Below are 13,725 nucleotides of genomic sequence, written 5' to 3' on the forward strand. Positions count from 1 at the left end.
GCTATTCATATTCGATATGGATGCGATGAGCCGATTTACAGGGCATAAATGTATGACATTTATGTCTCTTTTTTTATTTCCAATAAATCCTTTACAATTTATCGTGTTCCATCTATGGTTGATTTGGGAATAACTTAATATATTTGCAAGAGCTTCTGATTAAATACAAAGATAAGGTGAGCTAATGTGAAAATTTTAAAGTCTATCTTTTATGTAAATGTGGATAAAATTAATATCCCTAGAGGGATACGGCAAGGTTTATTAATGTTAGTACCGATGTTGATTGGTTATTTCCTTAACCAAATGCCATTAGCCTTACTCGCAGCTATAGGTACATTCGCACATATCTATGTATTTAGTGGTACGTTTAGTTCACGATTACGTGCAGTGAGTTACGCGACACTAGGACTAACGTTATCAATGGTTCTAGGGACATTAACCTCAGGTATACCACTCTTATTCGGTCTCGTATTATTAATATTGACGGTCGTCACTTACTATACATTTAGTTGTTTAAATATACCTGGTCCTTCATCAACATTCTTCATCATCGCTTTTGGTATGTCATCCGTCATGCCATACGATCCAGGCTTATGGTGGTTACGAGGTGGACTTGTTTTAGGTGGTGGCTTACTTGGTATTATTCTTGTGCTTATTGAGGCACTCCTTCAAAAGACACGCCCTGAAAACCAAGCAGTAATAGATGATTATAAAACCTTACAAGAACTTATAGGATCCTTTAATGATCAAGTTGAGTTTAATAACAAAAGTAAAAAGACTGTAGCTAAATTATTAAACTCATCTTATCTACTTACATCAACGAATGTGTCTCTTCAGAAAAAGTCTTCGGATTACCAAAGGCTCGTATTATTACATCATGCAGCCGAAGGGTTGTATTCAGAACTCTTAGAACTGAATGCTAAAGGGCATAGACCTATTCCTAATGTCTTAGTTGAATTAGTAGACCATGTATGTAAGCTATGTGAAGATCCCAATTACAATCAAAAATGGACTAAAGAAGTCGATGTTGACGAGAAATTCCGTGGCGTAGTAGACCGTATCTTTTCAGTAGATGAAATTCTTCACGCCCCTAAATCTCAAATTAGCAGTAAAATTAGCATTAGAACACCTTTATATAGTAGACGCTTACTTCAAAACCTATCGCCTGAATCTATGGTCTTTATGTCTACATTAAAGTACACTGTGATTTTAGGTATCGCGATTTTTATCGCACTTATCTTTGATTTTGAACGTGCTTATTGGATTCCCTTAACTGTGCACACTGTATTACTAGGTGGTACGTCCTTTGCATCATTAGAAAGAGCTTTATCAAGGGGCCTTGGTACATTCTTAGGTGTCTTATTCTTATCATCAGTTCTCATTTTCCATCCACCATTAATATTCTTAGTATTATTAATGGCATTAACAGGTGCGATTACAGAAGCGCTCATAGCTTCAAATTATGCGTTTTCAATGATATCCATTACGACACAAGTGTTATTACTTGCCGGTCTTGCTAAAGGGCATCTAACAATTGCAATTGCTTTTCCTAGATTAATGGATGTATTTATCGGAGTTGTGATTAGCTTAATTTGCATTCTGATAATCGGTGGAAAGGAAGCATCCTATAAATTGCCTGAAGTGATTGCTGAAGTAACGCGTATTGAGGCACGTTATTTCCATTACTTATTCTCTAGTAATGCTTATACGATTGATGAGAAGCGTGACGTGGATATATTCAAACTTAACCTAAATATTTCTAACATGAATCTCATGTATGACACGGCTTTAGGCGAGTTCTTTTCAAATCGGAAGAAGACACAGTACTATTATCCAGCTATGTTCTTACTTCAACAAATCAGTTTCACGATTGCTAAAGGGATCATTGATAAACGTAGTGTTGAAATTGATGATGAGGCAATGGGGCAATATTTGCTTGCTTTTGAAAATGTGGCTAAGCACTTTGAACGTGGTGCGCCGCACAGTCATGTTATCGACTTACCAGATTTACCGAAATATGCACATATCAAGACAGCCTTAATGAGCCTTCAAGAAATTAAGCTCTATGAAAATAACAATAAACGAAATCCAAATCTACTCAAGTACTAGCTTAAAAATACATGACAGATAGCGCGAATGATGCGTTATCTGTCTTTTTTTATAGTGAGAGATTTGATTAAGATGTCTACGTGTTCACGAATCTCTTCGGTTGGGATGCCCCCGAAACTAATGACAAATACAGGTTGATCTACGTAATTCGCGTCATAATGCGCAAGTGGTTTAATGTAAAGTTGATGGTCTTTCGCGGCACTAAGACACGACTCGAGCGAAAGCCCGTTTGTAACGGTAAGCAAGAAGTGCATGCCTGTTCGTTCACCTGTTATTTTAAGCTGATCTTTATAAGGCTTTAGTGCTTTGAGAATTAATTGAAGTTTCTCTTTATAAATCTTACGCATCTTATTTAAGTGACGTTCAAAGCCACCTGATGCCATAAATTCAGACACCATAAATTGAATATGCTTCGGCACGGAATTATTTTCAATCGACGGCAACTGTTTATAGCGCGCCAAGAGCGCCTCAGGAAGAACGACATATGCGATACGACAACTTGGAAAGAGCGATTTAGAGAAGGTACTGATGTAGATAACCTTGCCACTGGTGTCTAAACTTTGTAGCGCCGGTAAAGGCTTACCGTAGTATCGAAATTCTGAATCATAATCATCTTCAATGATGTAACGATGCGCATCTTCACGTGACCATTTTAAGAGCTGTGTACGCTTCTTAATATGCATCGTCGCACCTGTAGGAAATTGATGTGATGGCGTAACATATAACACATTATGTGTGGTAGATTTAATCGGCTTAATCTCAATGCCATCTGATGCAACCTCGACTGACTGGTAAGGGATTTGCTTACGTTCAAGCGTTTCCTTAACAGGTGGATAGCTCGGACGCTCGATAATAAATTTATCATTAGGCAAGAGCTCCGTAATTAAATTGATGAGTTGCTTCGTTGAAGACCCTACGATGATTTGGTCAGGGTGACATTTCACACCTCTACTATTGAACAAATAGTGTGCAATTTGCTTCCGTAAATACATTTCACCTTGTGGGGCGCCACTTTTTAAGAGGTCGCGATTATCTTCGTTAAATGCCTCTTTAGCGTACTTTCTAAACTGTGCGAATGGGAAATGTGATGTATCGATTTCCGTTAAGAAAAAGCCATATCGGTATAGCGGCTTCTCTTCTTCTTTACTTTCAATAACTGGTTTAAAACGATTCACGACTGGTAGCGTTTCGATTTCTGAAACAAAATAACCTGAACGCGGCTTAGAATAGATAAACCCTTCTTCTAACAATTGTTGATAGGCATGTTCGATTGTAGTTGCACTTAAATTCAAGTGCTCTGATAATTGTCTTTTCGATGGGAAGCGTTCGTTACTTTCATACTGGCCTTCGATAATTTGTTCCTTTAGTGACTCATATAATTGCATGTAAAGTGGTGTGGATTTCTTCATTGAATAACTGACCCCTTAAATTCGTCTTAAATTGAACCTTTTTAAATATCAGTTTATCGCTTAGAATGAATTTAATCAAATGAAAAAGGGGAATGATGTATGTCTAAGATTCAAGGATCAGAAAAAGTAAAACGCGGGATGGCTGAAATGCAAAAAGGCGGCGTTATCATGGACGTTGTTAATGCAGAACAAGCTAAAATCGCAGAAGAAGCAGGTGCTGTAGCTGTAATGGCTTTAGAGCACGTACCATCAGATATCCGTAAACTTGGTGGCGTAGCACGTATGGCAAACCCAGCTATCGTTGAAGAAGTGATGAACGCTGTGTCAATTCCAGTAATGGCTAAAGGCCGTATTGGTCACATTACTGAAGCACGTGTGTTAGAAGCGATGGGTGTTGACTATATTGATGAGTCAGAAGTATTAACACCAGCTGATGAAGTTTTCCATCTTAAAAAAGATGACTTCACAGTACCATTCGTATGTGGTTGCCGTAACTTAGGCGAAGCTGCGCGTCGTATTGGCGAAGGCGCTGCGATGTTACGTACTAAAGGTGAACCAGGTACTGGTAATATTGTTGAAGCTGTACGTCATATGAGACAAGTTAACTCAGAAGTTAAACGTTTAACTGTAATGAGTGACGATGAAATTATGACTGAAGCTAAAAATCATGGTGCACCTTATGAAATCTTAAAAGAAATCAAAGACTTAGGTCGTTTACCAGTTGTTAACTTTGCTGCAGGTGGCGTTGCGACACCTCAAGATGCTGCTTTAATGATGGAATTAGGCGCAGATGGTGTCTTCGTTGGTTCAGGTATCTTCAAATCAGATGATCCTGAGAAATTCGCTAAAGCTATTGTTCAAGCTACGACGCATTACCAAGATTATGAATTAATCGGACGCTTAGCTAAAGAATTAGGTACTGCAATGAAAGGTATGGATATTCGTACGCTAGCTCAAGAAGACCGCATGCAAGAGCGTGGTTGGTAAGATGAAGATAGGCGTATTAGCTTTACAAGGTGCTGTTCGTGAACACATTCGTCACATTGAATTATGTGGTCATGAAGGTATCCCTGTTAAAAAGGTAGAACAACTAGAAGAAATTGAAGGCTTAATTTTACCTGGTGGCGAATCCACGACGTTACGTCGTTTAATGAATTTATATGGCTTCAAAGAGGCTATGCAACAGTCTGATTTACCAATGTTTGGTACATGCGCAGGTTTAATTGTACTTGCGTCAGACATTGTTGATGAAGAAGGCTATTTGAAAAAGCTAGATGTTACGGTTGCTCGTAATTCATTTGGTCGTCAGGTTGATAGCTTTGAAGCAGATTTAGATGTGAAGGGTATCGACCATAAGGTAAATGGTGTCTTCATACGTGCGCCGCATATTGTTGAAGCGCATAATGATGCTGAAGTACTATCACGAATTGACGACCGTATTGTCGCAGTACGTGAAGGTAAGTACTTAGGTGTCTCATTCCATCCAGAACTAACGGATGACTTTAGTATGACGAAATACTTCATTGAAGAAGTTATCGGTTCATAAAAAAAGAAGCTTAGAATCACTCGTAGATGAGTGGTTCTAAGCTTTTTTAAATTACATGAAGAAACCGGCAATTGTAGCTGAAATGAATGAAACAAGCGTAGCACCGAATAATAGTTTTAAACCAAAGCGTGCAACGATGTCACCCTTTTCATCATTAAGAGACTTGATTGCACCTGAGATAATACCAATCGAACTAAAGTTAGCAAATGATACTAAGAATACAGATACAATACCAGTAGCACGATCTGAGAGGCCTTTTGCTTCACCAAGATTTAACATTGCGACGAATTCGTTTGATAATAATTTCGTTGCCATAATTGAACCTGACTTAACTGCATCTTCCCAAGGGATACCTGTTAAGAATGCAAATGGAGCAAAGACGAAACCGATTAATGTTTGGAAGTTCCAATCTAATTGGCCACCTGATACGAAGTGCATAATGCCTCCAACAATACCATTTAATAACGCAATTAAAGCGATATAACCAATTAACATGGCACCTACAATAACTGCAACTTTGAAACCGTCTAGAATGTATTCTCCAAGCATTTCGAAGAATGACTGTTTCTTATCTTCTTGAATTAATAATTTGTCATCTTCCTCGTTTACATCGTAAGGATTAATGATTGAAGCGATAATGAAACCGCCGAATAAGTTTAATACAATTGCTGTTACAACGTATTTAGGTTCTACCATTGTGAAGTAAGCACCAATAATTGAAGCGGATACTGTAGACATTGCTGAAGCAGTCAATGTATATAAGCGCTTTTTATTAATGTGAGGTAGTTGTTGCTTTAATGAAATAAATACTTCTGATTGACCTAAGATGGCTGCAGCTACAGCGTTATAAGATTCTAAGCGACCCATACCATTAATCTTTGAGATAATGAAACCTAACCAATTGATAATGAAAGGTAAGATTTTAGTATATTGTAAGATACCAATTAATGCTGAGATAAATACGATTGGTAATAATACGTTAAAGAAGAATGGCGGTTGATCTGGTTTTACAAACTCAAATCCACCGAATACAAAGTTAACACCTTCTGCAGCTTGTTTAAGCAAGTATGCAAATCCAGCTGCAATACCACCGATTATAGTGATACCAAATTTTGTTTTAAGTAATAAGAAAGCAAAAATAAATTGGAGTAAAAACATAATTCCAATGTATTTCCATTTAATATTTTTCTTATCGGAACTTATTAAATAGGCGAGCGCAAGGAATATGATAATCCCGATGAAACCTATTAATATATGCATGTTCACCACACCTTTTCGATTTACTATTGATTATCATACAATAAAATTGGAAACGTTAACATACGTTTTTAATGAAAATTATAAGGCGAATAAGTTGAAAAAGGTCAAAATTGGTCATATAATATAGTCAAAGATGGTCAAAAAAGAGGTGATGAGTATGCATAATATGTCAGACATCATAGAACAATATATCAAGGAACTATTTGATAAATCGAACAAAGACGTTGTAGAGATTCAACGTGCACATATCGCCCAACATTTCGATTGTGTACCGTCTCAACTGAATTACGTTATCAAAACACGTTTTACAAATGAGCATGGCTATGAAATAGAAAGTAAGCGCGGAGGCGGCGGTTACATTCGCATCACTAAAGTTGAAACGAAAGATACGAAAGGTTATATTAATCATTTACTTCAATTAATTGGTCCTACAATTACGCAACAACAAGCGCTATATATTATAGATGGTTTGAAAGATAATCAATTAATTTCTGATCGTGAAGCGCGTATGATCGCAGCCGTTATCGACCGTGAAACGCTGAAGATGGATGTTAAATCAAGAGACATTATTCGCGCTAATATTCTTAAACGCCTGTTACCCGTTATTAACTATTATTAGAAGGTGAAATACATGCTTTGTGAAATCTGTCATAGTAATCAAGCGACAATTCGCTTAACTGTTAAAAGCAAAAAAGGCCTAGAAGAGAAATGGGTATGTAAATCTTGCGCAACAGACGACGTAGATATGAGTCCGCATGATGATATCGAAGATACATTCGTGATTAAACAAATCTTACAGCACCTTGCGACGAAGCATGGTATTGAACTGAATCGTTCGCATAAAGCGGAGAAACGGTGTCCTACATGTGATATGACGCTTAAAGATATTGCGCAACGCGGTAAGTTTGGATGCCCTAATTGTTATCAAACATTTCGTGATGACATTCTAGATATTGTACGCCGTGTTCAAGGCGGTCAACTGACACATCAAGGTAAAGTACCGAAGTCTTCTCATGAAAAGTTAGCAATTAAACGTCAAATTGATGAGAAAACAACGTACTTAAGTCATTTAATAGATGTTCAAAATTTCGAAGAGGCAGCAGTAGTTCGTGATGAAATAAATGCCTTAAAGGCTAAAAGTGAAGGTGATGACCATGAATCATGATTTAAGTCATTACATTAGTAAGTGGATGACACGTGCTAATGATTTGCCAGTTGTGATGTCGTCACGTATTCGTTTAGCGCGCAATATTCAAAAATATGTACACCCATTGATGTACCCGTCTGAAGAAATGGGCTTTTCAATTATTAATGATATTCAAGATGCGCTTCCTTCGCTAAAATTATTGCGTTTAGATACGATGGATCAACAAAGCAAATTAAAGCTCGTTGCGAAACATCTTGTAAGTCCTTCTCTTATTAAACAACCTGCTTCAGCAGTTATGGTTAATGAAGATGAATCGATAAGTGTCATGCTTAATGAGGAAGACCATGTACGTATTCAAGCGATGGATACAGATTTAGTTTTAGAAGAGCTTTTCGAGAAGGCATCCGAGATTGATGATTTAATAGACGAAAAGGTTGACTATAGCTATGATGAACAATTAGGATATTTAACAACTTGTCCTACAAATATTGGAACGGGGTTACGTGCGAGCGTGATGCTTCATTTACCAGGACTATCTATCATGAACCGTATGAATCGTATTGCACAAACGATTAACCGTTTTGGTTTCACAATTCGTGGTATTTATGGTGAAGGTTCTAAGGTTTATGGTCATATGTATCAAGTTTCGAACCAACTTACGTTAGGTAAATCTGAGCGTGAGATTATTCGAAACTTAAACGATTTAATTCACCAAATTATCAATGAAGAAATGCAAGTAAGAGCACGCTTTGAAACTGATAATTATGTTGAGACGCTCGATCGCATCAACCGTTCGCTCGGTATTTTGAAATATAGTCATTTAATTTCTATGGAAGAAGCGTCATTTAGACTCAGTGAAATTAAATTAGGTATCGATTTAGGGTATATCAATATAGAGAACTTTAGATTTAATGAATTAATGGTTAGCGTTCAGTCGCCATTTTTAATAGATGATGAAGATGAACGATCGATTGATGAGAAACGTGCATCAGTCTTAAGGTCATATTTTAACTAGGAGGTTTAGTATGTTATTTGGTAGATTAACAGAACGTGCACAACGTGTCTTAGCACATGCACAAGAAGAAGCAATCAGACTCAATCATTCAAATATAGGTACAGAGCACTTATTGCTTGGTTTAATGAAAGAACAAGATGGTATTGCTGCTAAAGTATTACAATCATTCGATATTACTGAAGAAAAAGTAACTGAAGAAGTAGAGAAATTAATCGGTCATGGACAAGACCAAATGGGTACGCTTCATTATACGCCAAGAGCTAAGAAAGTAATTGAACTTTCTATGGATGAAGCGCGTAAATTACACCATAACTTCGTTGGTACAGAACACATTTTACTTGGTCTTATCCGTGAGAACGAAGGTGTCGCTGCGCGTGTATTCGCAAACTTAGACTTAAATATTACGAAAGCGCGTGCGCAAGTTGTAAAAGCCTTAGGTAGTCCGGAAATGAACAGTAAATCTCAAACGGTATCTAAAGGCAATAACACACCTACTTTAGACAGTCTTGCTCGTGATTTAACAGTTATTGCTAAAGATGGTACATTAGATCCTGTCGTTGGACGTAATAAAGAAATTACACGTGTCATTGAAGTATTAAGCCGTCGTACGAAAAACAATCCAGTTCTCATTGGTGAACCTGGTGTAGGTAAGACTGCGATTGCTGAAGGATTAGCGCAAGCGATTGTTAGTAATGAAGTGCCAGAGACATTAAAAGGTAAGCGTGTTATGTCACTAGACATGGGTACTGTAGTTGCTGGTACGAAATATCGTGGTGAATTCGAAGAACGTCTTAAAAAAGTAATGGAAGAAATTCACCAAGCAGGAAACGTAATCCTATTTATTGATGAGTTACACACGCTTATTGGTGCAGGTGGCGCTGAAGGTGCGATTGATGCATCTAATATCTTAAAACCAGCATTAGCACGCGGTGAATTACAATGTATCGGTGCGACGACACTCGATGAATACCGTAAGCACATTGAAAAAGACGCTGCCTTAGAAAGACGTTTCCAACCGGTACAAGTTGATGAACCAACAGTACCTGATACAATCCGCATTTTAGAAGGGTTAAGAGACCGTTATGAAGCACATCACCGCATCAACATTTCTGATGAAGCATTAGCGGCTGCAGCAAAATTAAGTGACCGCTATATTTCAGATCGTTTCTTACCAGATAAAGCAATCGACTTAGTCGATGAAGCAAGTTCTAAGGTACGACTTAAGAGTCACACAACACCTACAAACTTAAAAGAACTTGAACAACAAATCGAAAAAGTTAAAAGTGAGAAAGATGCTGCTGTTCATTCTCAAGAATTCGAAAACGCAGCAAACTTACGCGACCAACAAACGAAGTTAGAAAAACAATACGAAACAGCGAAGAACGAATGGCGTAAAGACCAAGGCGGTCAAAACACAACGCTTGTAGAAGAGGATATCGCTGAAGTCGTTGCAGGTTGGACAGGTATTCCATTAACTAAGATTAATGAAACAGAATCTGAACGTTTATTAAACTTAGAGGATACACTTCATGAACGCGTTATCGGACAAAAAGATGCTGTTACGTCTATTTCTAAAGCAGTACGCCGTGCACGTGCAGGTCTTAAAGATCCAAAACGCCCAATCGGAAGCTTTATCTTCCTAGGTCCAACTGGTGTTGGTAAAACTGAACTTGCACGAGCTTTAGCTGAATCTATGTTCGGTGAGGAAGATGCAATGATTCGTGTTGACATGAGTGAGTTTATGGAGAAACATGCCGTGAGTCGTCTTGTTGGTGCCCCTCCAGGCTATGTAGGTCATGACGATGGTGGTCAATTAACTGAGAAAGTAAGACGTAAACCTTATTCTGTAGTGCTTTTCGATGAGATTGAAAAGGCACACCCAGAAGTATTCAATATCTTACTTCAAGTTTTAGATGATGGTCACTTAACGGATACAAAAGGTCGAAAAGTAGACTTTAGAAATACTGTCATTATCATGACGTCGAACGTCGGTGCTCAAGAGCTTCAAGATCAACGTTTCGCTGGTTTCGGCGGTTCTGATCAAACGAACGACTACGAAACAATCCGTAAAACAATGCTTAAAGAACTTAAGAATGCCTTCCGTCCAGAATTCTTAAACCGTGTTGATGACATCATTGTCTTCCACCGTTTAGAAAAAGAAGAGCTTAAAGAAATTGTTACGATGATGGTTAATAAATTAACGAAACGTCTCGATGAACAAAATATTCATATTCAAGTTACGGATAAAGCGAAGGATCGTATAGCTGAAGAAGGTTATGATCCTGAGTATGGTGCGCGACCACTTATCCGCGCAATTCAAAAAGCGATTGAAGATAACTTAAGTGAACTTATCTTAGACGGTCGTAACATTGAAGGTAAAGCGGTAACTGTCGATTATGATGGTGACGATTACACATTTGATATTAAAGAACGTGAAGATGAAACTGTAGAATCTTAAAATAAATGTATAGCAGATCACCAGTAATTGTGTGTCTTAATTACTGGTGGTCTCTTTTTAATTTAATATCATTGTTAAAATAATTTTTTACCTATAAAATAAGAGTAATGGAATTGAGGAGGTGTCACTTTGGCTAAGAAAAAGGTGATTTACGAATGTATGGCGTGTGGAGCTCAATCGCCTAAATGGAACGGTAAATGCATGAACTGTGGTGCTTGGAATCAAATGGAAGAAGTTGTAGAGCGTAAATCAACTCCAAGTAAGCATGGCATTAAAAGTGATAAGAAACCCGCTAAAGTACAAAAATTAAGTGACGTTAAGCAAGAAACAACGCCACGTATTCAATCTGGAAATGATGAATTCGACCGTGTATTAGGTGGCGGTATTGTTTCAGGTTCGCTCGTGTTAATCGGTGGGGACCCTGGTATTGGTAAGTCGACGTTGCTTTTACAAATGTGCGCAAAACTTTCCAAACAAAAGAAAGTCTTATATATCACAGGTGAGGAATCTTTAAATCAAACGAAATTACGTGCTGAACGTTTATCTGAAGATTCAAGTGAGCTTAATGTGTTCAGTGAGACGGACCTTGAAGTGATTCATGAGACGGTTAAACATACGGAACCGGATATGATTGTTGTGGATTCGATTCAAACGATTTATCATCCAGAAATCAGTTCGGCACCTGGTTCTGTATCACAAGTGCGCGAGAGTACGCAAAGTTTAATGAATATCGCAAAGCAAATGAACATTGCTACATTTATCGTTGGTCACGTTACGAAAGAAGGTCAAATCGCTGGTCCAAGACTGCTTGAACATATGGTAGATACCGTGCTTTATTTCGAAGGTGATGAACATCACGCTTATCGAATCTTACGCGCTGTTAAAAACCGTTTCGGATCTACGAATGAAATGGGTATCTTCGAGATGAAGCATAGTGGTCTCAAGGCGGTTCGTAATCCTTCTGAAATGTTTTTAGAAGAGCGTTCTAAAAATGTTCCTGGCTCAACGATTGTCGCGACTATGGAAGGTACGAGACCGTTACTGATTGAGGTACAATCACTCGTGACACCAACGACGTTTAATAATCCAAGACGTATGGCTACGGGCATTGACCATAACCGTTTGAGTCTATTAATGGCCGTCCTTGAAAAGAAAGAAAATTATCTTCTGCAGCAACAAGACGCTTACATTAAAGTAGCAGGTGGGGTCAGACTTACAGAACCTGCTGTCGATTTAGCGGTCATTATGGCGGTTGCATCTAGTTTTAAGAACCAAGCAGTTGATGGGTTAGACTGCTTCATAGGTGAAGTCGGTCTAACAGGTGAAATCAGACGTGTGTCTCGTATCGAGCAACGTGTTCAAGAAGCGGAGAAACTTGGCTTTAAACGTGTGATTATACCTAAGACAAACTTAGGTGGTTGGGACTATCCTGAAGGCATTAAAGTTATAGGTGTTGAATCGACAAGAGAAGCGTTAGCGATTGCTTTACAAAAAGCCTAGTAACGAAGACTTCAATGCTTCAAAAATGATACAATAATGTCGATACATGTAACACTTGAAAAGGATTAGGTGAACGAACATGGGATATCATGTCATTATTCCGGCTGCAGGCCGTGGCACTCGAATGGGTAAGCCTTATAATAAATTATTGATCGAATTAGATGGAATGACGATCATTGAACGTACAGTAAAGGTATTTCAAGAAGACAACGCGTGCGAGGGTATTCATTTAGCAATTAATCCAAATGAAGAAACGAAGCTTCAATCTCTACTGACTGCGTATGACAAGGTCACATCCTTCATAGCTGGAGGACGTGAACGCCAAGAAAGTATTTTTAATGTCATACAGTCGTTAGAACTTAACCCTGAAACGGTCGTCATGGTACATGACGGTGCAAGACCATTTGTTTCACATGAAACGATAGAAGGTTTATTCCAACAAGCGACGTTGAATCAAGCGTGTCTGACTGCGGTCAGAGCTAAAGATACGATTAAAGTCGTTGAAGATGGTCAGGTTGTTCAAACGTTAGATCGACGTAAATTGTGGCAAGTGCAAACGCCTCAAGCCTTTCAATTCGGGCTTTTAAAGGAAGCGTATCAGTATGCTTCTGAAACAAAGTTTGAGGGTACAGATGACGCGTCGTTAGTCGAACACTATGGTACGCCAATTCAAGTCGTTGAAGGAAATTATAATAATATTAAGTTGACGACGACGGAGGATTTAGATTACGGGCTTTCAGTAATTCAAAATAGAGGTGACTTAAATGTTTAGAGTAGGACTCGGTTATGATGTTCACGAATTTGATTCAGAACGTAAATTAATTATTGGCGGTATTGAAATTCCGCATACGAAAGGTTTAAAAGGGCATAGTGATGCCGATGTATTATTACATGCGATTACGGACGCGATGCTCGGTGCATGTGCGTTAGGAGACATTGGTAAATTGTTTCCAGATACGGACATGGCTTTTAAAGATGCGGACTCTAAAAAGTTATTAAAAGAAGCATATGAAGCGGTTAAGAAAGAAGGCTTTGTTATCAACAATGTAGATGCTACAATTATTGCTGAAAAGCCTAAATTTAGACCGCATATCGATAAGATGCGTGAAGTTATTGCACAAGTATTCGATGTAGATGTAAAATATATTAATGTAAAAGCTACGACGAGTGAAAAACTTGGTTTTACCGGTAGAGAAGAAGGTATTGCAGCTCAAGCAATCGTCTCTTTAACAGGTGAATCATCGTCTTAAATAAAATGAGATAAATTTAACAGGAGTGAAT

Annotated in this window: 12 protein-coding genes; 10 read left to right on the forward strand and 2 right to left on the reverse strand. The window is 38.1% G+C overall.

The window, feature by feature from the left end; all coding sequences use genetic code 11:
• Positions 1–186 precede the first annotated feature (186 nt).
• Entirely contained in the window at positions 187–2,109 is a 1,923-nt protein-coding gene (locus tag A33S_RS0109685; RefSeq protein WP_009383818.1) for an FUSC family protein, read from the forward strand.
• A 35-nt stretch (positions 2,110–2,144) separates the two neighbouring features.
• Here A33S_RS0109685 and pdxR read toward each other — a convergent pair whose 3' ends face one another.
• The gene (gene pdxR, locus A33S_RS0109690; RefSeq protein WP_009383819.1) at positions 2,145–3,518 is read right to left on the reverse strand and encodes a MocR-like pyridoxine biosynthesis transcription factor PdxR; all 1,374 of its coding nucleotides are present in this window, start codon (positions 3,516–3,518) and stop codon (positions 2,145–2,147) included.
• Between the two features lie 99 nt (positions 3,519–3,617).
• On the opposite strand from pdxR, the gene pdxS reads away from it, so the two are divergent.
• On the forward strand, positions 3,618–4,505 hold the full coding sequence (gene pdxS / locus A33S_RS0109695) for a pyridoxal 5'-phosphate synthase lyase subunit PdxS (protein ID WP_009383820.1): 888 nt from the start codon (positions 3,618–3,620) through the stop codon (positions 4,503–4,505).
• Position 4,506: 1 nt separating this feature from the next.
• Positions 4,507–5,064, forward strand: coding sequence for a pyridoxal 5'-phosphate synthase glutaminase subunit PdxT (pdxT, locus tag A33S_RS0109700; protein ID WP_009383821.1), 558 nt, complete (start codon positions 4,507–4,509; stop codon positions 5,062–5,064).
• A gap of 51 nt (positions 5,065–5,115) precedes the next feature.
• On the opposite strand, the gene A33S_RS0109705 is transcribed toward pdxT, so the two are convergent.
• On the reverse strand, positions 5,116–6,324 hold the full coding sequence (locus A33S_RS0109705; RefSeq protein ID WP_009383822.1) for a NupC/NupG family nucleoside CNT transporter: 1,209 nt from the start codon (positions 6,322–6,324) through the stop codon (positions 5,116–5,118).
• A gap of 157 nt (positions 6,325–6,481) precedes the next feature.
• On the opposite strand from A33S_RS0109705, the gene A33S_RS0109710 reads away from it, so the two are divergent.
• From A33S_RS0109710 to ispF, 7 genes are all read left to right on the forward strand, one after another.
• Entirely contained in the window at positions 6,482–6,943 is a 462-nt protein-coding gene (locus tag A33S_RS0109710) for a CtsR family transcriptional regulator (RefSeq protein ID WP_009383823.1), read from the forward strand.
• 12 nt (positions 6,944–6,955) lie between these two features.
• Entirely contained in the window at positions 6,956–7,489 is a 534-nt protein-coding gene (locus A33S_RS0109715; protein ID WP_009383824.1) for a UvrB/UvrC motif-containing protein, read from the forward strand.
• Positions 7,479–8,486, forward strand: a complete 1,008-nt coding sequence (locus A33S_RS0109720) for a protein arginine kinase (RefSeq protein WP_017176806.1) — start codon at positions 7,479–7,481, stop codon at positions 8,484–8,486. Before A33S_RS0109715 ends, A33S_RS0109720 begins: the two co-directional genes overlap by 11 nt.
• 10 nt (positions 8,487–8,496) lie before the next feature.
• Entirely contained in the window at positions 8,497–10,944 is a 2,448-nt protein-coding gene (locus A33S_RS0109725) for an ATP-dependent Clp protease ATP-binding subunit (RefSeq protein ID WP_009383826.1), read from the forward strand.
• Positions 10,945–11,073: 129 nt separating this feature from the next.
• Positions 11,074–12,444: a DNA repair protein RadA gene (gene radA, locus A33S_RS0109730; protein ID WP_009383827.1), complete on the forward strand. Its 1,371-nt coding sequence runs from the start codon at positions 11,074–11,076 to the stop codon at positions 12,442–12,444.
• 79 nt (positions 12,445–12,523) lie between these two features.
• Positions 12,524–13,216 carry a 2-C-methyl-D-erythritol 4-phosphate cytidylyltransferase gene (ispD, locus tag A33S_RS0109735; protein WP_009383828.1) on the forward strand — a complete coding sequence of 231 codons (693 nt, stop codon included), beginning with the start codon at positions 12,524–12,526 and terminating at the stop codon, positions 13,214–13,216.
• Entirely contained in the window at positions 13,209–13,694 is a 486-nt protein-coding gene (ispF, locus tag A33S_RS0109740; protein WP_009383829.1) for a 2-C-methyl-D-erythritol 2,4-cyclodiphosphate synthase, read from the forward strand. Before ispD ends, ispF begins: the two co-directional genes overlap by 8 nt.
• The last annotated feature ends 31 nt before the right edge of the window (positions 13,695–13,725 follow it).

This window comes from Staphylococcus massiliensis CCUG 55927 (assembly GCF_000298075.1).
GTDB lineage: Bacteria > Bacillota > Bacilli > Staphylococcales > Staphylococcaceae > Staphylococcus > Staphylococcus massiliensis.

Coding starts and splice junctions, on each gene's coding strand:
- pdxR (WP_009383819.1), bottom strand. CDS start 3,518: ATGAAGAAATCCACACCACTTTACATGCAATTATATGAGTCACTAAAG.
- pdxS (WP_009383820.1), top strand. CDS start 3,618: ATGTCTAAGATTCAAGGATCAGAAAAAGTAAAACGCGGGATGGCTGAA.
- pdxT (WP_009383821.1), top strand. CDS start 4,507: ATGAAGATAGGCGTATTAGCTTTACAAGGTGCTGTTCGTGAACACATT.
- A33S_RS0109705 (WP_009383822.1), bottom strand. CDS start 6,324: ATGCATATATTAATAGGTTTCATCGGGATTATCATATTCCTTGCGCTC.
- A33S_RS0109710 (WP_009383823.1), top strand. CDS start 6,482: ATGCATAATATGTCAGACATCATAGAACAATATATCAAGGAACTATTT.
- A33S_RS0109715 (WP_009383824.1), top strand. CDS start 6,956: ATGCTTTGTGAAATCTGTCATAGTAATCAAGCGACAATTCGCTTAACT.
- A33S_RS0109720 (WP_017176806.1), top strand. CDS start 7,479: ATGAATCATGATTTAAGTCATTACATTAGTAAGTGGATGACACGTGCT.
- A33S_RS0109725 (WP_009383826.1), top strand. CDS start 8,497: ATGTTATTTGGTAGATTAACAGAACGTGCACAACGTGTCTTAGCACAT.
- ispD (WP_009383828.1), top strand. CDS start 12,524: ATGGGATATCATGTCATTATTCCGGCTGCAGGCCGTGGCACTCGAATG.
- ispF (WP_009383829.1), top strand. CDS start 13,209: ATGTTTAGAGTAGGACTCGGTTATGATGTTCACGAATTTGATTCAGAA.